At 53.9% G+C, this 18,712-nt stretch carries 17 protein-coding genes, 2 tRNA genes and 1 rRNA gene; 7 read left to right on the forward strand and 13 right to left on the reverse strand.

Annotated elements, in window-relative coordinates; all coding sequences use genetic code 11:
• Positions 1 to 27: 27 nt before the first annotated feature.
• On the reverse strand, positions 28 to 675 hold the full coding sequence (gene scpB / locus TIRI35C_RS01570; protein WP_188201496.1) for an SMC-Scp complex subunit ScpB: 648 nt from the start codon (positions 673 to 675) through the stop codon (positions 28 to 30).
• A 98-nt stretch (positions 676 to 773) separates the two neighbouring features.
• Here scpB and rrf point away from each other — a divergent pair.
• Positions 774 to 895, forward strand: a 5S ribosomal RNA gene (rrf, locus tag TIRI35C_RS01575).
• Positions 896 to 903: 8 nt separating this feature from the next.
• Positions 904 to 981: transfer RNA gene (locus TIRI35C_RS01580), tRNA-Asp, on the forward strand.
• 710 nt (positions 982 to 1,691) lie between these two features.
• Here TIRI35C_RS01580 and TIRI35C_RS01585 read toward each other — a convergent pair.
• Positions 1,692 to 1,769 (reverse strand) — tRNA-Lys (locus TIRI35C_RS01585).
• A gap of 121 nt (positions 1,770 to 1,890) precedes the next feature.
• Between TIRI35C_RS01585 and TIRI35C_RS01590 the strand changes: the two genes are divergently transcribed.
• Positions 1,891 to 2,328, forward strand: a complete 438-nt coding sequence (locus TIRI35C_RS01590) for a metal-dependent transcriptional regulator (protein WP_188202932.1) — start codon at positions 1,891 to 1,893, stop codon at positions 2,326 to 2,328.
• A 42-nt stretch (positions 2,329 to 2,370) separates the two neighbouring features.
• On the opposite strand, the gene TIRI35C_RS01595 is transcribed toward TIRI35C_RS01590, so the two are convergent.
• The 6 genes from TIRI35C_RS01595 to TIRI35C_RS01610 all read right to left on the reverse strand — a co-directional run bounded on the left by TIRI35C_RS01595 (position 2,371) and on the right by TIRI35C_RS01610 (position 7,488).
• Complete coding sequence (locus tag TIRI35C_RS01595; protein WP_188201497.1) at positions 2,371 to 3,750, reverse strand: NCS2 family permease; 1,380 nt, start codon at positions 3,748 to 3,750, stop codon at positions 2,371 to 2,373.
• 102 nt (positions 3,751 to 3,852) lie between these two features.
• Complete coding sequence (locus TIRI35C_RS11105) at positions 3,853 to 4,221, reverse strand: hypothetical protein (protein ID WP_246454645.1); 369 nt, start codon at positions 4,219 to 4,221, stop codon at positions 3,853 to 3,855.
• Between the two features lie 111 nt (positions 4,222 to 4,332).
• Positions 4,333 to 4,563: a hypothetical protein gene (locus tag TIRI35C_RS11110; protein WP_246454646.1), complete on the reverse strand. Its 231-nt coding sequence runs from the start codon at positions 4,561 to 4,563 to the stop codon at positions 4,333 to 4,335.
• Positions 4,564 to 4,647: 84 nt separating this feature from the next.
• Positions 4,648 to 4,776, reverse strand: a complete 129-nt coding sequence (locus TIRI35C_RS11195; protein ID WP_281400313.1) for a hypothetical protein — start codon at positions 4,774 to 4,776, stop codon at positions 4,648 to 4,650.
• Between the two features lie 82 nt (positions 4,777 to 4,858).
• The gene (locus TIRI35C_RS01605; protein ID WP_188201498.1) at positions 4,859 to 5,869 is read right to left on the reverse strand and encodes an ABC transporter ATP-binding protein; all 1,011 of its coding nucleotides are present in this window, start codon (positions 5,867 to 5,869) and stop codon (positions 4,859 to 4,861) included.
• Complete coding sequence (locus TIRI35C_RS01610) at positions 5,863 to 7,488, reverse strand: ABC transporter permease (protein ID WP_188201499.1); 1,626 nt, start codon at positions 7,486 to 7,488, stop codon at positions 5,863 to 5,865. Before TIRI35C_RS01610 ends, TIRI35C_RS01605 begins: the two co-directional genes overlap by 7 nt.
• A gap of 84 nt (positions 7,489 to 7,572) precedes the next feature.
• Here TIRI35C_RS01610 and TIRI35C_RS01615 point away from each other — a divergent pair, with 84 nt between their 5' ends.
• On the forward strand, positions 7,573 to 8,619 hold the full coding sequence (locus TIRI35C_RS01615; RefSeq protein ID WP_188201500.1) for a DmpA family aminopeptidase: 1,047 nt from the start codon (positions 7,573 to 7,575) through the stop codon (positions 8,617 to 8,619).
• Here TIRI35C_RS01615 and TIRI35C_RS01620 read toward each other — a convergent pair.
• From TIRI35C_RS01620 to TIRI35C_RS01635, 4 genes are read right to left on the reverse strand one after another with little or no spacing between them, the layout of a single operon-like run.
• Positions 8,616 to 9,461, reverse strand: coding sequence for a deoxyribonuclease IV (locus tag TIRI35C_RS01620; RefSeq protein WP_188202933.1), 846 nt, complete (start codon positions 9,459 to 9,461; stop codon positions 8,616 to 8,618). The genes TIRI35C_RS01615 and TIRI35C_RS01620 overlap by 4 nt on opposite strands.
• Positions 9,462 to 9,502: 41 nt before the next feature.
• Positions 9,503 to 10,564 carry a coiled-coil domain-containing protein gene (locus TIRI35C_RS01625; RefSeq protein ID WP_188201501.1) on the reverse strand — a complete coding sequence of 354 codons (1,062 nt, stop codon included), beginning with the start codon at positions 10,562 to 10,564 and terminating at the stop codon, positions 9,503 to 9,505.
• On the reverse strand, positions 10,542 to 11,675 hold the full coding sequence (locus tag TIRI35C_RS01630; RefSeq protein ID WP_188201502.1) for a DUF373 family protein: 1,134 nt from the start codon (positions 11,673 to 11,675) through the stop codon (positions 10,542 to 10,544). Before TIRI35C_RS01630 ends, TIRI35C_RS01625 begins: the two co-directional genes overlap by 23 nt.
• On the reverse strand, positions 11,668 to 11,970 hold the full coding sequence (locus TIRI35C_RS01635) for an MTH1187 family thiamine-binding protein (protein WP_188202934.1): 303 nt from the start codon (positions 11,968 to 11,970) through the stop codon (positions 11,668 to 11,670). The genes TIRI35C_RS01630 and TIRI35C_RS01635 overlap by 8 nt, the downstream gene beginning before the upstream one ends.
• Positions 11,971 to 12,064: 94 nt before the next feature.
• Here TIRI35C_RS01635 and TIRI35C_RS01640 point away from each other — a divergent pair, with 94 nt between their 5' ends.
• A complete protein-coding gene (locus tag TIRI35C_RS01640) occupies positions 12,065 to 12,682 on the forward strand; it encodes a TIGR00296 family protein (RefSeq protein WP_188201503.1) in 618 nt (205 codons plus the stop codon).
• Here TIRI35C_RS01640 and TIRI35C_RS01645 read toward each other — a convergent pair.
• Positions 12,679 to 14,034: an RsmB/NOP family class I SAM-dependent RNA methyltransferase gene (locus TIRI35C_RS01645; protein ID WP_188201504.1), complete on the reverse strand. Its 1,356-nt coding sequence runs from the start codon at positions 14,032 to 14,034 to the stop codon at positions 12,679 to 12,681. The two genes, TIRI35C_RS01640 and TIRI35C_RS01645, sit on opposite strands and share 4 nt — an antisense overlap.
• A 102-nt stretch (positions 14,035 to 14,136) precedes the next feature.
• Here TIRI35C_RS01645 and TIRI35C_RS01650 point away from each other — a divergent pair, with 102 nt between their 5' ends.
• Both TIRI35C_RS01650 and TIRI35C_RS01655 read left to right on the forward strand, forming a co-directional pair.
• Positions 14,137 to 14,691 carry a hypothetical protein gene (locus TIRI35C_RS01650; protein ID WP_188201505.1) on the forward strand — a complete coding sequence of 185 codons (555 nt, stop codon included), beginning with the start codon at positions 14,137 to 14,139 and terminating at the stop codon, positions 14,689 to 14,691.
• Positions 14,692 to 14,773: 82 nt separating this feature from the next.
• Positions 14,774 to 18,712, forward strand: a complete 3,939-nt coding sequence (locus TIRI35C_RS01655) for a DNA polymerase domain-containing protein (RefSeq protein WP_188202935.1) — start codon at positions 14,774 to 14,776, stop codon at positions 18,710 to 18,712.

Below are 18,712 nucleotides of genomic sequence, written 5' to 3' on the forward strand. Positions count from 1 at the left end.
AAATAGGGGGATTTGGGGGCCAAGGAATCACTCCTCGGCCTCAGGAACCTTTTCGACACTGCCGGATTCTCCGACCTCGGCGGCTTCACCGGGGGTTTCTTCGGATTCTCCGGACTCTTCATTGCCCCTTCCGTCTAGCTTCGCTATAAGGTCGCTGTACTCGGCATGAACCACCTTCCTGAAGGCCTCCTTGATTATGTTTGGGTCGTTCTCGGGGAAGCCGTAGAGCTCGGCGAACTTCGGCGTCGTTCCGAGGAGCTTCGTTCTCTCGTATGGTTCGGCGTAGATGAGACCCATTTCCAGGAGCTTCCTTATGTGCTCGTACGCCTGGCTCCCGCGGAGCTTCACCACCTTGCTCTGTTCTATCGGCTGAAGGTAGGCTATTAGCGCGAGGGTTTTGAGCTCTCCAGTCCGGAGGTCCGGCCTTGGCATCAGATGGACGACGCGCTGGCTGTACTCCTGCTTTATCTGCATGACATACTTGTCCCCTAGAACCCTGACGACCTCTATGGCACTCTTTCTCTCGGCGTACTCGGCCGCTATAAGTTCGATGAGCTTCTCCAGGTAGTCGAGTGACCTTATGCCGAGCGCCCTTGAGAGCTCCTTGACGCTCAGGGGCCTTCCAGAAACGAATAGGGCCGCTTCCACGAGTGCTTTGTCTTCAAGCAGTCCCATTATTATCACCTCTCTCTGGAACCTCGCCCGTGAGGACTATAACCTTTTCCCTATTTGACCGTAAAGTTTATAAACTCATCACGGGAGGTCTGTACCGGTACGGCGGTCATAGCGGCGGGGTCACACCCGGTCTCGTTTCGACCCCGGAAGTTAAGCCCGCCAGCGATCCCGGGTGTACTGCCCTCCGAGAGGGGGCGGGAAACCGGGGACGCCGCCGGCCACTCAAACGCCCGGGTGGTGTAGCCAGGCCCATCATACGGGACTGTCACTCCCGTGACTCGGGTTCAAATCCCGACCCGGGCGCCATTCTAACGACCCTTTGCTTCCCACGAAGCGTTGACGGAAAGTTTGTATCTCCTTTTCATGCTCAATTCTGTGTGATTTCTTATCAATTGGCTTTTTTAAAGTTGAGAACTTTTCAAGTTGCTCTTTGAGTGTAGGTTTAACTTTAAAAATCGACGCCCTTTGGGCGTCAAAAGAAAAGCAACCCCTTATTCAACGGATTCTTTACACGAGGTTCTCTCTTGAAAAGAGAACGTTTGGGATTTAAACCCCTCTCGCATTAATGCTCTTGCAAAGAGCTACCAACTCTTGGTGAAGCTTTTTCAAGTTTCTTTGGTATCTTCAGATTTCTAGAGTGAGACTTCAATTCACATTAGGATTTGAGAGTACAGGAACTTTGCAAGCAAAGTTTCATCAAAGTTTGTGGTTCCCTTTAAATTTGTCAGTTTGAGAGGGATTCCATCGAAACACGCCGGAGTGAATTTTGAAAATTCTGCTTTTGTTATTTTGCTTTTTAATGGGAGTTCAATTTTAACCGACGCCCGAAGAGCGTCAAAGAAGAGGAACTCCTTGAGAAAGGCATTAATGGGGGAATTCAAATCCAAAACAGCTCGTAAAAGGAATCCTCTTGAGCTTTAGCATTCCAAAAATGAACCACGAGCCTTGATCAAACTCAACGGGACTGTCGTCCCATGCGTCGAGCAAAGCTCGACGTCGCGCAGGCGAAGTTTGTGTGGCGGGCCGGACGGGATTCGAACCCGCGGCCACGGGGTTAAAAGCCCCGCGCTCTAACCAGGCTGAGCTACCGGCCCACACCCGATGGGATAACGGCCGGGAGATTTTATAAGCTTTACCCTGAAACTTTGCGCAGGCAAGCATCCCTGCTGCGAAAACTACTTAAACATTTTTGGGTAGCCTAATCAGGTGAGGTCGTTGGAGGTAAGCAAGAGGGAAGAGGAGTACCTCGAGACCATGTACATCCTTCACAAGAACAAGGGAATTATCCGCGTCAAGGACATCGCCAAGATGATGCGCGTCAAGCCGCCGAGCGTGGTGGATGCCCTGAAGAAGCTCTCAGAGAAGGGATTGGTGGAGTACGAGAAGTACGACAGAATTCTACTGACCGACGCCGGCAGGGGGATAGCCGAGGCAACCTACTCGAAGCACCTGCTCCTGACGCAGTTCTTCATCGATATCCTGGGCATTCCGCCGGAGATAGCAGAGAGAGACGCCTGCCAGTTCGAGCACTACGTCAGCGAGATAACCGTGCAGAGGATAAGGGAGTTCGCCCAGTTCATTCAGGAGCAGTGTCCCTATGTCCTCAAACAGTTCATAAAAGAGAAGCTGGCCGAGAACGCCGAATCCGAGTGATTCTCTCAAACTTTTGCTATTCTTTAAGAAAGAAAAGTGGAATCAAAAGACCCCGCCGAGGTAGGCGAAGTACGCCACAAATATCAGAGACAGGACGTACATCAACGGGTGTATCTCCTCTTTTCTGCCGCTGAAGAGCTTCAGCAGTGTGTAGCTGATGAAGCCGATGCCTATTCCGTCCGCTATCGAGTAGGTGTAGGGTATGGTTATGAGCACGAGGAAGGCTGGTATGGCCTCGGTGTGATCGGCGAAGTTCACTTCCTTGATGGCGCTCATCATGTAGTAACCCACTATGACGAGCGCCGGAGCCGTTGCAAAGGCCGGTATGGCCTGGGCCAGCGGTGCTATGAAGAGGCCTATGCCAAGGAAGAGCAGGCCGGTGACGAGTGCCGTCATTCCCGTCCTTCCGCCCTCCTCTATTCCTGCCGCGCTCTCTATGTAGGTCGTGACGGTTGAGGTTCCGAGGACTGCTCCCACGGTGGTGCCTATAGCATCGGTGAGGAGAACCTTCTCAGCGTCGGGAACCTTGCCCTCCTCAGTCAGGAAACCTGCCTTGGCGCTCAGGCCCGTAACCGTTCCCAGCGTGTCAAAGAAGTCCACCATGAAGAAGGCGAAGATAACGCCGAGCGCCCCTACGTTGAGGAGGCCCTGGAGGTCCATCTGCATGAACGTGTAGCTGATGTCCGGTGTTGAGAACAGCTGGTTCGGCCAGGGGGCGACGCCGGTGGCCCAGCCGATGACGCTCGTAGTTATGATGGATATCAGGAGCGAGCCCTTAACGCGGAGTGCGATGAGAACCATCGTGAGGAAGAGCCCGAAGAAGAACAGCAGTATGTCGCCGCTCGCCAGAGCGGAGGTGTTCAGCCCGGTGAACTTGAGGGTTCCGATGAGGTTCACCTGGTTGTCGATGAGGAGCTCGGAGCCCTTCGGGGCGACGACCTTGGCCGAAAGCAGGCCGACATCGTTCAGACCTATGAAGGTCAGGAAGAGACCTATTCCGGCACCGACCGCGTACTTCTGGCTGAGCGGTATCGCGTGGATTATCGCGCTTCTCACTTTGGTGACGCTGAGGACTATGAAGATTAAACCCTCAACGAAGACCGCGGCGAGGGCAACGCGCCAGTCGTAGCCCATGCCTATGACCACGCTGTAGGCGAAGTAAGCGTTCAACCCCATTCCCGGGGCGAGGGCGAAGGGCTTCTTGGCGTAGAGGCCCATCAGAATGGTCGCGAAGCCAGCGGCCAGGGCGGTAACAGCTACGAGCGAGCTGAAAGCTTCCTTACCCATGGCATCGCTGAGTATGGATGGGTTCACGAAGAGAATGTACGCCATCGTCATGAAGGTGGTAACGCCCGCCAGGATCTCGGTCTTCATGTCCGTGCCGTGCCTATCAAACTCGAAGTAGTTCTCGAACCATCCCATGAGCTTCACCCCTTGGTTTGACTTGTTTCTGCCTAATAACTTGGTTTTTTAAAGATTTTTTGACAGAAAAATGTCGAAGAAAAGGAAGACGGAACGTGAGCACTATTTGGACGGAACCTTACCCTCGCCGCCCACCGCGGTGAAACCTTCCGCGTAGGCTTTCACGACTTCCTTTTCCTCAGCGAGTATCATGAGAACCCTGACCAGATCCAGACCCTTCACCCGGGCGAATTCCACGTAGAGGTACCGGTCATCTTTGCGGTAGAGTTTAACGCTGAGGGGCTTGAAGCAGTCGTTCTCCCGGGGTGTGGTCCAGAGTTTGGTCTCTTCGAAGCCCTGGGCTTTAATGGAAGCCTCAAACCTCTCAATCAGCGTCTCTATCGGGCAGGTGCAGGTTGCGTTCAGCTCTATGGGAGTATCGAAGAAGATGTGGTAGTCCCTGAAGTCCGTCCAGGTCTTGGTCGGCGTCAAGACAGTAAATTTCCAGGTCGCGTTGGCCGTTGGAATGAACTTGACCGCGAAGTAGGCCTTTCCCGGCGGCAGTTCCAGCCACTGCCCTTTTCCTCCATCCCAGCACTCCGTTTAGTGTTTGGGAAAAGTCTCGTTAATCAAAGCTGCCTGGTAGAAGGATTGCCCGCTCTTTCTGCCCACCAGGGCCATTGTAAAGCCTCCCATGGAGCACGGCACAGTCAGGTTGAACTTCTCCGGCCAGTAGATGAGGTAGGCGTTCCAGCCTTCGGGTGGGGAGGTGTGGTTCATGTGGGGGTAAACGGCGAACCAGTCCTTCAGTGTGATTTCGGAGCCGTTGGTCACTTCGGTGATTCTATTGTCTACCCACCCGCCGATTAGGGCGTTTTTCGGAGTCTTGGAACTGACATTGAGGGAGCATGTAACGTTTTATTGGTTCATCGGCGGGTTTTCCTCCCGTGTGCTTGGATGGAAACTGTCTCCCACCAGAACCGTCATGATCACCAGCGCAAGAACCAGCACTATGGCGCCAGCAAAGGCCTTTCTCACGAGTCCCACCGGCTCTATGTTTGGGCTCTCCTATTTAATCCTCTCTACTTTTGGGGGTGAAAGTTTTAATGGCATTGAGTTAAACCATATCTCACTCCGCTTCGAGCACCGAGAAGTTCCTCACCTCAACATCTACTCTCTCTGGCATCTCCTCCACGATGAAGGGCAGCTCGTCGAGGAAGCGCTCCGCGAGGATAACACTGCCTTCGATTTCAAGCTTGAGCCTTATCCTCCCCGGCAGGAGTTCGTAGTCGATGATTTCGGCGGTATCGCCGGGCTTCAAGTAAACGCTCTCCGGCCTGAAGAAGATTCTCACCCTCCCCTCTCTTTCGACGTTAAAGCACAGACTCCCGATGCAGGCCCTCCCGTTTTCCGCTTTAAGCTCCAGTATGTTGCTCAAGCCCAGAAAGCGCGCCACAAACTCGGTCTTTGGACGGTAGTAGAGCTCCAGCGGTTTCCCCACCTGCTCAACTCTTCCAAAGTTCATAACGGCAATCCTGTCGCTTACCGCCATCGCCTCCTCCTGGTCGTGGGTGACGTATATCGTCGTTATGCCGAGCTCGCGCTGGATTCTCTTTATCTCTCCCCTCAAACGCTCCCTTATCTTGGCGTCGAGGTTGCTGAGGGGCTCGTCGAGCAGGAGGACGTCGGGCTCAACCACTAAAGCCCTCGCGAGGGCAACCCTCTGCTGTTGTCCACCGCTCAGCTGCTCCGGATAGCGGTTTTCTAATCCAGAAAGGCCGACCAGCTCAAGCGCCCATCTCACCTTCCTTTCGATTTCGGCCTTCGGGAGCTTTTTCATCTCCAGCCCGAAGGCGATGTTTTTGAAGACCGTCATGTGTGGAAACAGCGCGTAGTCCTGGAAGACTATGCCTATCCCGCGCTCGTAGGGGGGCAGATCGTTTATGGGCCTTCCATCGAATAGTATCTCTCCCCTATCCGGCTTTTCAAAGCCCGCTATCATTCTGAGCGTCGTGGTCTTTCCGCAGCCGCTCGGCCCGAGGAGCGTGAGAAACTCGCCGTCCTTAACTGCCAGCTCGCCTATCTCAAGCCTGAAGTCCTCCCACTCCTTGACCACTCCTCGCAGCTCTACCCTCACCATACTTCCTCACCTACCCTCTCGATTATCAGGAAACTGAGCGTTGAGACCGCCATAAGGAGAACTGATAGGGCAGAAGCGGAACCGAACTGCCTCGCCCCGAGGAACTTGTATATGGCCACAGTCATGGTGGTGTACTCTGGTTTGGCCAGCATGTAGGTCGCTCCCAGCTCCGCTATGCTCATGGCGAAGGCGAATATCGCGCCGACGACGACCCCACCCAAAGCCAGCGGAAGCTCCACCCTCAGGAAGGCCTTCCACTCTTTGGCTCCCAGGCTCAGCGCCGCCTCCCAGAGGTTCGGTCTTATCTTCTTTAAGGAGGTGGAAACCGCCCTTAAGACGAAGGGATAGGCTATGACGGTGTGGGCGGCGATGATTATCCAGGCGGTGAAGTAGAGCCTCGTGCTGTGGAAGACCCTTATGTATCCCAGGCCGAGGGTTATGGCTGAACTCGCCAGTGGGAGCATAACCAGGACATCGAAGAGTCGCTTTCCCCTGAAGTCCCAGCGGTGGAGGGCGTAGGCTATTGGCAGGGCAACGAGAACAGACAGAAATATCGTCGCCAGGCCGAAGGTCAGGGAGTTCCTTACCGCGTCGAGCGTCGTCGCCCCGAACATCGGGTTGTACTCGGTCGAGAATATCCTCCTGTACCATTCGAGGCTCCAGGCATCGTTGAAGCGCAGGGAGTCGTAGAGGACAGCTAAGAGCGGGGAAACTATGAAGAGGAAGATGATTATGGAATAGACCCCAACGAACAGTCCCTTGAGGCTCAGCCAGTCGCGCCTCGTGAAGGGGCGGGGCTTTCTAAATACGCGCTGCTCCTCGCGCTTGGCGTATGCATCAAGCGCCCTAAGATAGAGGTACATGAAGCCCATGCTCAGGATTATCTGGATTATTGCCAGTGCCGAGCCGGTCTTGAAGTCCAGGAGAACCATTATCGAGGTGAAGATGTCCACCTCTATGGTGGCATAGCGATAGCCGCCGATAATGAGGGGAATCGAGAAGCTCAGGAAGCAGAAGACAAAAGTCAGCATCGCGGAGGCAAAAATCGCCGGGGAAATCATCGGGAGGGTAACCTTTCTGAAGAGCGTCCAGCCTTTGGCCCCGAGTGCCATCGCCGCCTCCTCGTAGTGAGGATTAACGCGCTGCCACAGCGACGAGACCATGCGGATAACTATTGGGAAGTTGTAGAAGGCGTGGGCGAGGAGGATTCCCTTCCAGGAGTAGAGGATTCCAAGGTCGCGGCCTATGAGCCCGGTTATGAAGCCGCTTTTTCCGAATAGGAGTATGTAGCCAAGGGCTACCATCACGCTGGGCATGACGAACGGGACGGTTAGAATCGCCTTTATGGTGCCCTTTCCCGGAAAATCATAGCGGGCGAATATGTATGCCCCGGGAAGGCCGAGTGCAAGGGTAAGGAAGGTTGAGGCTATCGCCTGCCCTATCGTGAAGGCTATGACCCTCCTGTGGTAGTCGTTGGCCAGAACTGCGGAGATGTGCCTAAGGGTGAGGCCGTTCTCCCAGAGGCCGGTTTTTAGAATACTGGCTAACGGGACGTAGAAGAAGACCACGAGGAAGGCCAGCGGGATGAGCAGGAAGAGCTTCGAGAGCCTTGACCCCATGGGGACAACTCGGTTTTGAGGGTTTATAAGTCTTGATTGGGAAAGGTTGTTAACTCCGGCATGCTATTTATCATTGGTGATAGCATGAAGGCTCCCGAGCTGGGGATAAGGATAGGTCGCTACGAGCACGGAAGGAGAAATTCAATAGCCGACCTGGGGGTTAAGGTTGGCAACTCAACGATAATCGAGGGAGACGATATTAGAACGGGAGTTACAGTCCTCGTCCCGCCGGTGAAGAATCCTTACCGGGAGAGGCTCTTCGCGGGGGTTTACACCTTCAACGGCTTTTCCAAACCGATCGGGTTTATCCAGGTGGAGGAGCTCGGCTATCTCGAAACTCCTGTAGCACTCACGAGCACGCTCAACGGCTACCGCATTGCGGACGCGCTGATAAGCCTCTGGGCCAAAGAGAACCCCGAAGGGATATCTGTCAATCCCCTCGTGATGGAGTGCAACGATGGCTACCTGAACGATAATAAAAAGCGTGCCGTTAATGAGGAACACGTCTTTGAGGCCTTCAAAAACGCTTCACTCGACTTTGAGGAAGGCTCGGTTGGAGCCGGCACCGGGATGAGCGCCTTTGAGTTCAAGGGCGGAATAGGCTCGTCGTCGAGGGTCGTCGAGATTGGCGGTGAAAGCTATACCGTTGCATCGCTCGTCCTCAGCAACTTTGGCAAGAGGGAGGATTTGGTCATAGCTGGCGTTCTCGTCGGCCTTGAGCTGAAAGACTATCCCGGAAGGGGGCTCTCCATGAGGGGGAGCATATCGATTGTAATCGCCACAGACGCGCCGCTCACATCGAGGCAACTCACGAGAGTGGCTAGGAGGGCAATCCTTGGCCTGGCCAGGACAGGCTCCTACGGTCACAACGGGAGCGGGGACATAGTTCTGGCCTTCTCGACAGCCCAGACCGTCCCGGGCGGTAAGGAAGTCCAGTCAATAGGCTTCTTGCCCGACGATGCCCTCAACAGGCTCTTTATAGCAGTGGCGGATTCCACTGAAGAGGCGATAATCAACTCCCTCCTGCAGGCCAGGACGATGGGGGGCAGAAACGGCAGGATCCGCTACGCCCTTCCTGTTGATAGGCTTGTGGAAATCATGGAAAGATACGGGAGGATTGAGAGGGCTTAAACCCGTATCTCCTCGTATTTCTTTTTCATCAGGATTGCATCGCCCTCGATGTTCGGGCTCTCGCTTATGACCACTCCCTTGACTTTGAACTCCTTGAGAACCCTCAGCAGGTCTTTCCAGTTCATGTCACTCTCCTGGAGGTTCAGGTGGTTCCTCTCCCCCTTTGCTGTGTAGTTTATGCCGCTTATGTGGATGTGCATGTTGTCTAAGGCATCTCTTCCAAGGCGGTCCTCCATCAAGGAGAGCATCTCACGCCATTCCTCAACGCTGTTGCATTTGCCTTTGTTCCTGGCATGGGCGTGGGCGAAGTCTATCGTTGGCAGGACCCTCTCTATCTCTTCGCTCAGCTTTACCAGCTCCATCAGGTCTCCGAACTGCGTGGGCTTTCCTGTCAGCTCGGGCCTTATCCACACCTCTATGCCCCTGTCCTGGAGGTTCTTTACGATGTCCTTTATCTCGCCTTTGATTTTTTCGTAGACCTTCGCAGGGTCCTGCTTGAGGTAGTAACCGGCGTGAAAAACGACGCTCCATCCGCCCGCTTCATGGAGCCGCTCGGCGCTCTGGATTATCCTTCTCTTGCTGGCCTCGATCTTGGCCTTCTCGGCCGCGTTGAGATTGATGTAGTAAGGTGCGTGGGCCGTCAGGAGGACGTCATGCTTCTTCGCCACGTACTTTATTTTCTTGGCCAGCTCCGGTTTTAGATTGACCCCCCTGACGAACTCAAGCTCCATCGCATCGAGCCCGAGGTTTCTCACGTGGATTATTCCGTCTATAGTTGAACGTTTTGGGGTTGAGATGGGTATTCCTGCGGTGCCGAATCGAAGCCTGTCAACTTTAAACATGCTCATCACCCAAAAGAATTAGGGGAACCTAATTCATAAACCTATCGCTCTATCGATTCGCCGAGGATCTCCTCGAGTTTTGCCAGATTATCGTCCAGCTCCCTCTCCAGGTGCTCCAGCTTGCTCCTGAGCTTTTTGAGTTCCGTCTCCCTTTCCTCGATGAGTCTCTGGAGCTCCCACAGCTCCTTTTCCATGTCATTGATGCCTGTTAGAACCTCGTCGCGCCTCTCTTCAAGCTCCGCCAACTTTTTCCGTTCCTCCTCTATCCTCCGCGCCCTCTCCTCGAGGTTGTCGATGAGCCACTCCGCGGTCTTTCGGTACTTCCCCTCCAGGCCGGGGTGTATCTTCTTCATGAGGGATATGAACTCCTCTGGCTTTCTAAGTGCGACGGAGCTGTCCCCGACGAATTCCTGGGCGATGGTTTCGTGCAGGCGCAGCCTCTTAACGGGTTTTTGGAGCTTCGAGGCCTTCGAGCGAACTTCCATCTCTTCGCTCCGTATCCTGGCCGAGAGGATCTTTATCTCCGTCTTCACCTCTTCCAGCCCGTGCTGGCGGCGCGATTCCTCAATCTTCGCCCGCTTCTTCTTAGCCTTCTCCCGGAGCGCGCGGATCTCGTCCGTGAGTTCTTCAATGCTTCTCCTTATGGCTTTCTCCTCCGATAGAATCTCCCGTATTCTGAGGTCCTCCAGCCCCTTCTCCGCCAGTTCGTTGTAGTACTTCACGTAGTCCTCGTTCAGCTCCTTCAGCAGGCGGTTTATTGCGTAAACGTCCTTCTCGAAGAGGATTATGAGGTACCTACCGTGTCCCACGTGTAGCTTGGCTAAATCCGGAAGGCGCTTTCCGAGGTCGTCCATATCGCCGATGCTCTCCAGGGCGTTCCTGAGGGAGGTGACGTAGTTCCTCCTCTCCGCGGTCACGATTTTCCTGATGTTGTCGTCAACGTTCTTCGGGATCTCCTTCCTTTCAAGGGAGTCTATCCTCTTCAGGATCTCCCGAAGCTTTTTCTCCAGGCGTTTATTGTACTTTTTTCTTATTTTCTCGGCTTCTTTCGCGGCCTTCTTTCTCCTCTTATCGTACTCATCAAGCGCTTGCTCCAGCCTCAACTCTCTCCCATCCCCTAACTTTTCCCCTCATGTAGATTCCAACAAGAACCGCCACCGCGACGTCTGCCAGCGCAAACAGAAGCTTCGTGAAGACCTCTATGTCGGAGAGCGTCAGTATGGCCATCGCGTAGCGGGTGGTGAGGTCTATCGTCACCCACAGGGCCGGCATCATGAGAAGCGTGGAGGTGTAGTACCAGATGTGGTGGTCCTTCCTCAGGTAGGACTGTATCACCTTACCGGTTATCATGACCGCCACCCCTATTATCAGGGAGGGGTTGAGTGCGTTGATGTAGATCAGCATCGCGAGGAGCGGCGTTCCCGGATAACTGCCTATCAGGTCCAAGGAGTACTCCTCAAGCCGGAAGTAGGCGTTTATCGCACCACCTATGATGACCAGCGCTCCTGCTATGACCGAGATGACGAAGACGAACTGCTTGGCTATGGTCTCGCGGACGTTGAACCGGAAGCCCTTGGTGAAGAAGTAGCCGCCGATAAAGAGGAGTATCGTACCTGTTATCGTGGCGGAGATTATCTTTACGCTCTCGGGATACCAGACGCCGATAAGGCGGGCGATTCCATAGAGCAGGAGTATCATCCCGGGAATGCCGAGGACCACCTTCGCCACCTCGGGGTCGCTCAGTATCTCCTTCAAATACCTGTAGATGATGTAGTACGTCGTCTCTATGCCCTCGCTCTGTTTGACCACGACGCGGTGGGAGCTTATTATCGGCACTTTCGATGTGATTATCGGGAATATCTGCTCGTCTTCGGCGCCGTCTGTTACTGTGATGACGCCATCCGCAGGGAACCTCTCGAGAACCAGCTCCAGCTGCCTGGCGAGCTCCAGGTCGCTCTTGACACCCACCTTCGGGTGGCCGGTTATGAGGGCCACCTGGACGTCATCAAACTCCCCGCTCTCTTTCAGGCTGTCGTACAGCTTAACTGCGGCATAAACAACGTTGGCATCGCTGTCCTCGGGATCGGCAAGGCTGAGCTTTAGGGCGGCGTCGATACAGGCCTCTCGCCCGATGACCGGCCCCTCAACGCCCGCCTTCTCTCCAAAGTCGTCATCGCGGTCTATAGCGAGAATCAGTGCTTTAATATCAACCACCCCTGACCTTTTCCATCACGGATTTCACCTTGTCCTCCATTTTTCTTTCCACATCGCGCCTGTCGTCTATCCTCACGGTTGTAGAGACCCTCTCGGCCCCGAGCTCGAACATGAGTTCATGGGCCTGCTCTAGTATTTCAAACGCGTCCCTTACGGTTGGAACCTCTATTATTGTTGCCATCGGGGTCAGTTGATATTTAACACCCTTTCTCTCTAAAAGCTTTACCACCTCTGCGACGTACCTGCTCAGGCTTTTCTGGCCGAGGGGAACGATGACGAACTCTACTATCACCACTTTCGACACCCGACTTAACTTCCTTCGGCAATTTTTTAAGCTTTGCGGGAAAGGTAAATAACCCTTCCCACCGTATGAGCCGTGGGTGAGGGCGATGTACAAGATCAAGGACGACTGGGGGGAGTTCCTCGTCAGGCTCGCAAGGAGAGCTATAGAGGAGTACGTTAGAAACGGCAGAACGATAAAACCGCCAGAGGATACGCCCCCGAAGCTGTGGGAGAAGATGGGCGTCTTCGTGACTATCAACAGGCGTCACGCTCCTCCGCAAATGGCCCTTAGGGGATGCATAGGCTTCCCTTTGCCGATATATCCCCTGGTTGAGGCTACTATAAAGGCCGCCATATACGCTGCTGTCGACGACCCGCGCTTCCCGCCAGTGAGGGAGAGCGAGCTGAACGACCTGGTTATTGAGGTGAGCGTCCTGACGCCACCTGAGCCAATTGAGGGACCGCCGGAAGAAAGGCCGAAGAATATTAAGGTCGGTAGGGACGGTCTGATAGTCGAGAAGGGAATTTACTCCGGTTTACTGCTCCCACAGGTTCCGATAGAGTGGGGCTGGGACGAGGAGGAGTTTTTAGCCCAGACCTGCTGGAAGGCTGGATTACCTCCAGACTGCTGGCTCGACGAGGACACGAAGGTCTACCGCTTCACGGCTGAGATATTTGAAGAGGAGAAACCAGGAGGGCCGGTGAGGAGGAAGCCGCTGGTTTAACCCTTTCTCATCTTCGCTATGAAAAAGGAGTTGCAGTCGTGCCTGTGCGTCCACGCTCTAAAGACTTTATCGCCGATTTCAAGAAAGCCCCGGTCGCCCCAGCCGAAAGGATAGTCCATCAGCTCAAGCCCGACCCTCTCAACGGCAAACAGAACGTTCTCCTCGTCCTCGTCTATTCTAATCGAGCACGTAGAGTAGGTCATCTCACCGCCGTCGCGAAGGTTCTCGTAGGCGTTTCTGAGCATATTTCTCTGGACGTTTATTATGCGCTTGATTTTCTCCTCGTTGAAGCGCCACTTCACCTCAGGGAACTGCCGGTAGGTTCCCGAGCTTGAACACGGCGCATCGAGGATGATTTTGTCGAACTTCTCTTTATCCCTGAAGCTCTGGCCGTCGGCGTGAACAAGCTTGACGTTTTTGATTCCGAGGAGCTTCATCTTCTCCTTCATGCGCATGAGCCTGTCGTAGGAGTAGTCGACCGCGATTATTTCGCCTTTGTTCTCCATTAGCGAGGCAGCATGGAAAGTCTTGCTCCCCGGTGCTGAGGCCAAATCCAGAACCCTCTCGCCGGGTTCGGGAGCCAAAACGTGTGCAACATAGGCAGAGGCCAGATCCTGGATAACGAACTTCCCTTCCCTGTACCAGTCGAGCCTCGTTACCGGAGTCTTGTATTCGAGGATCTTCAAAACGTCCGGGACAGGGGTTAAGGCAGTCCTCACACCGTTCTCCTCAAGGTAGTCCCTTAGCGAGTCCACGTCGGTCTTGAGGGTGTTTGCCCTCACGTAGTAGCGCTGAGCTTTGTTGTTGCTGAGGAGCAAACGGACAACCTCGTCGTAACCAAGGAGGTCTATAGCGTACTCGACGTACCACCTCGGGTGGGAGAATCGGACGGAGAGCCACTCGATTTTATCCCTTTCCTTAAGTCTCTTAAGTGCCTTCTCCACGTCGAACTTCTCTATCGAGTGCATCAGCGCGTTCACGAACTTTGCCCTTGAGAAATCAAAGCGCTCCTTAACTACCCGGATTATTGAGTCGGTCGCCACAGCCGGCGGAACTTTCCGGAAGTGGATTTCAAAGGTGCCTATCCTCAGAAGGCTGGCCAGATATGGATCGAGGTCTTCGACCGTTGAGCCTTTGAGGACGGAGTTTATTATGAAGTCTATCTTTTTTCTCCACTTCTCTATCTCGAAGACGTAGGCGTGAGCCAGTCCGCGCGCCTTGTCCCTGTCCCTACCCGCCACGCGCTTAAAAACCCTCTCAAGCGCGTGCTTCGATGAGAGTTCACGCTCCTCAACTAAGCTTAAAGCGTCCGCCACCACTTCCTGAAAGCTCACGCGGTAAAACAGCTCCATGGACGGGGCTTTGAGCCCGAGTTTAAAAAGGTGGTGGTGCGTTATACTCTGGCCACCGAAACACTTATTACCTTCGGAAGTGGGGTTTTGTAAGGGGATTTTATGAAGTGGGGAAACATGATAGCTATTGTTTTGCTGCTGGTGATTGCATTCTCGGCCTTTCATCTCTACGTCCAGAAAGAGCGTCTGAACGCCCTGATTGAGGGGCAGATGGACTGTGAGAGGGGCTGGCTCCACACCGTGACTTTTTCCACGATGGTTGATCTCCAGTTCCACTCCAAGAATGCGCTTGGGGCACTCGACTCGAATTCCATCCCGGCCTTTAACCTTTCCACGGTTGAACTTGAACGGGACTTTCTGAGGCTCCTCAACCACCTTCTTGAGGCTGAGAGCTATCTCAGACTGGACACCTTCAATGAGTCGGTTTTTAAGATGGCCGACACGGGGGGATGTATGGAGTTTCTAAACGCGTCAAGAACTGCTTTTCTCAATGGAACTGCCAACATCTCTGCCGTCCGTGAGGGATTAAGCCTGATCCACGACTTTGCAACGGAGTGGCGGAGGAACGGCAACTATCCCAGTGAGGAGCTTTTGAAGGCCAACGTTGAGCTTCAGGAGAAGTGCAGTGCCCTTATACAGAAAGTTGAAAATCCATGATTGTCCCTTTCCGCTGCTATTCTTTATTTAAGCATGGCGAAGTTTATTAGTTCTGGATTCGATAATCCCACAGGTGTTGGTCATGATCCTCGATGCCGACTACATCACTGAGGACGGAAAACCCGTCGTAAGGATATTCAAGAAGGAGAACGGCGAGTTCAAGATCGAATACGACCGCGAGTTCGAGCCGTACATCTACGCCCTCCTGAGGGACGATTCCGCGATTGAGGAGATCAAGAAGATAACCGCCGAGCGCCACGGAAAAGTTGTCAAGGTCAAGCGCGCCGAGAAGGTTAGGAAGAAGTTCCTCGGCAGGCCAATAGAGGTCTGGAAGCTCTACTTCACACACCCGCAGGACGTGCCAGCCATTAGGGACGAGATAAGGAAGCATCCCGCTGTGGTGGACATCTACGAGTACGACATACCCTTCGCCAAACGCTACCTCATCGACAAGAACCTCGTCCCTATGGAGGGTGACGAGGAGCTCAAGATGATGTCCTTCGACATCGAGACGCTCTACCACGAGGGCGAGGAGTTTGCCGAGGGGCCGATTCTGATGATAAGCTACGCCGACGAGAATGAGGCGAGGGTTATAACGTGGAAGAAGATTGACCTGCCCTACGTTGACGTTGTCTCAACCGAGAAAGAGATGATAAAGCGCTTCCTCAAGGTCGTGAAGGAGAAGGATCCGGACGTTCTCATAACCTACAACGGAGACAACTTCGACTTCGCCTACCTAAAAAAGCGCTCCGAGAAGCTCGGGATAAAGTTCGTCCTCGGCAGGGACGGGAGCGAGCCGAAGATACAGCGCATGGGAGATCGGTTTGCGGTCGAGGTGAAGGGGAGAATACACTTTGACCTGTATCCAGTCATAAGGAGGACGATAAACCTTCCAACATACACCCTTGAGGCGGTTTACGAGGCAGTCTTTGGAAAGCCGAAGGAGAAGGTTTATGCAGAGGAGATTGCCAGGGCCTGGGAGACCGGCGAGGGGCTTGAAAGGGTGGCAAGATACTCGATGGAGGACGCTAAAGTTACTTTTGAACTCGGCAGGGAGTTCTTCCCGATGGAGGCCCAGCTTTCGAGGCTGATAGGTCAGAGCCTCTGGGACGTTTCGAGGTCAAGCACCGGCAACCTCGTGGAGTGGTTCCTCCTGAGGAAGGCCTACGAGAGAAACGAACTTGCCCCAAACAAACCCAGCGAGAGAGAACTGGCGAGGCGGCGCGGGGGCTACGCTGGCGGCTACGTCAAAGAACCAGAACGGGGATTATGGGGCAATATCGTGTATTTAGACTTCCGCTCTCTCTATCCCTCCATCATAATCACCCACAACGTCTCGCCGGATACGCTCAACCACGAGGGCTGTAAGGAGTACGATGTTGCCCCAGAGGTGGGCCACAAGTTCTGCAAGGACTTTCCCGGTTTCATCCCGAGCCTTTTGGGTTCCCTCCTCGACGAGAGGCAGAAGATAAAGAGGAAAATGAAGGCCACGATAGACCCGATCGAGAAGAAGCTTCTCGATTACAGGCAACGCGCCATCAAGATTCTGGCAAACAGCCTGCTGCCGGAGGAGTGGGTTCCGGTAATCGTAGGAGATGAAGTTAAACTTGTCCGCATAGGGGAGTTCGTTGATGCACTGATGAAGACTGATTTGGAGTTGGTGATGAGGGAGGGCGACACGGAATTTCTTGAAGTTAAAGGAATCCGTACCCTGTCATTCAACAGGAAGTCAAAGAAAGCACGCACGATGCCTGTGAAGGCCGTAATCAGGCATCGTTATGCCGGGGACGTTTACGAGATAGTCCTCAGCTCAGGGAGGAAGATAAGGGTAACCACTGGCCACAGCCTCTTCGCGTACAGGAACGGCGAACTCGTAGAGGTAACCGGTGGCGAAGTCAAACCCGGGGATCTCCTGGCGGTGCCGAAGAGAATAAACCTCCCCGAAAGGAAGGACAGGCTCAACATCGTTGAACTGCTCCTCAAAATTCCGGAGAGTGAAACCGAAGACATAGTCATGACCATCCCCGTTAAGGGAAGGAAGAACTTCTTCAGGGGGATGCTGAGAACCCTCCGCTGGATTTTTGGGGAAGAGAAAAGGTTGAGGACCGCCAGACGCTATTTGGAACACCTTGAAAGGCTCGGCTACGTAAAGCTCAGGAAAATCGGCTATGAGGTCGTTGATGAAGAGGGACTTGAAAGTTACAGGAAACTGTACGAAAAGCTCGCCCAAACGGTTCGATACAACGGCAACAGGAGGGAATACATCGTTGATTTCAACGCCATCCGCGACGTTATCCACCTGATGCCCGAGGAGGAACTTAAGGAGTGGCTGATTGGAACCAGAAACGGGTTCAGGATGAGACCGTTCATAGACGTTAACGAGGACTTTGCAAAGCTCCTTGGATACTACGTGAGCGAGGGGAACGCGAGAAAGTGGAAAAACCATACTGGTGGCTGGAGCTACACGGTAAAGCTTTACAACGAGGAGAAGAGCGTTCTCAACGATATGGAAAGGCTGGCATCGAAATTCTTTGGAAGAACGAGACGTGGAAAGAACTACGTTGAAATCCCGAGGAAGATGGCTTACATCATCTTCGAGGGACTCTGCGGGGTGCTGGCTGAAAATAAGAAGGTTCCAGAGGTTATTTTCACATCGCCGGAGAATGTGCGCTGGGCCTTCCTTGAGGGATACTTCATCGGCGACGGCGACGTTCACCCGAGCAAGAGGGTTCGCCTCTCAACGAAGAGCGAGCTTTTGGCAAACGGCCTCGTCCTGCTCCTCAACTCGCTGGGCGTTTCGGCAGTTAAGCTCCGCCACGATAGTGGAGTTTACAGGATCTACGTGAACGAAGAGCTCCCGTTCACAGAATACCGGAAGAAAAAGAACGTCTACTACTCCCATGTCATACCCAAGGAAATACTCAAAGAAACCTTCGGAAAGGCCTTCCAGAAAAACATGAGCCATGAAAAGTTCAGGGAGCTCGTTGAGAGCGGGAAGCTTGACGAAGAAAGGGCCGAGAGAATAGAGTGGCTTCTCAATGGGGACATAGTTCTTGACAGAGTTGTTGATGTTAAGAGGGAACACTACGAGGGACACGTCTACGACCTGAGTGTTGAAGGTGATGAGAACTTCCTGGCCGGCTTTGGGCTCCTCTACGCCCACAACAGCTACTACGGCTACTACGGCTACGCCAGGGCGAGATGGTACTGCAGGGAGTGCGCCGAGAGCGTTACGGCGTGGGGCAGGGAGTACATAGAAACCACCATTCACGAGATAGAGGGGAAGTTCGGGTTTAAAGTACTCTACGCAGACACGGACGGCTTTTTCGCGACGATACCAGGAGAGAACGCCGAGACGGTCAAGACGAAGGCCAGGGAGTTCTTAAAATACATCAACGCCAAACTGCCCGGCCTTTTGGAGCTCGAATATGAGGGCTTCTACCTGAGGGGCTTCTTCGTTACCAAGAAGAAGTACGCCGTGATAGACGAGGAGGGCAAGATAACCACGCGCGGGCTTGAAATAGTCAGGCGCGACTGGAGCGAGATAGCGAAGGAGACCCAGGCAAGGGTTCTGGAGGCTATTCTCAGGCACGGTGACGTGGAAGAAGCGGTGAGGATAGTCAAGGAAGTAACGGAAAAGCTGAGCAAATACGAGGTTCCGCCGGAGAAGCTGGTCATCCACGAGCAGATAACCAGAGAGCTGAAGGACTACAAGGCCACAGGCCCGCACGTGGCCATAGCGAAGCGCCTCGCCGCAAGGGGGGTAAAGATACGCCCCGGCACGGTGATAAGCTACATCGTCCTCAAGGGCTCCGGGCGGATAGGCGACAGGGCGATTCCCTTCGACGAGTTCGACCCGACGAAGCACAAATACGACGCGGAGTATTACATAGAGAACCAGGTTCTGCCGGCTGTGGAGAGGATTCTAAGAGCTTTTGGCTACAAGAAGGAGGAGCTCAGGTATCAGAAGACAAGGCAGGTTGGGCTTGGCGCGTGGCTGAAGGTGAAGGGGAAGAAGTGA

This window comes from Thermococcus camini (genome assembly GCF_904067545.1).
Taxonomy (GTDB): Archaea; Methanobacteriota_B; Thermococci; order Thermococcales; family Thermococcaceae; genus Thermococcus; species Thermococcus camini.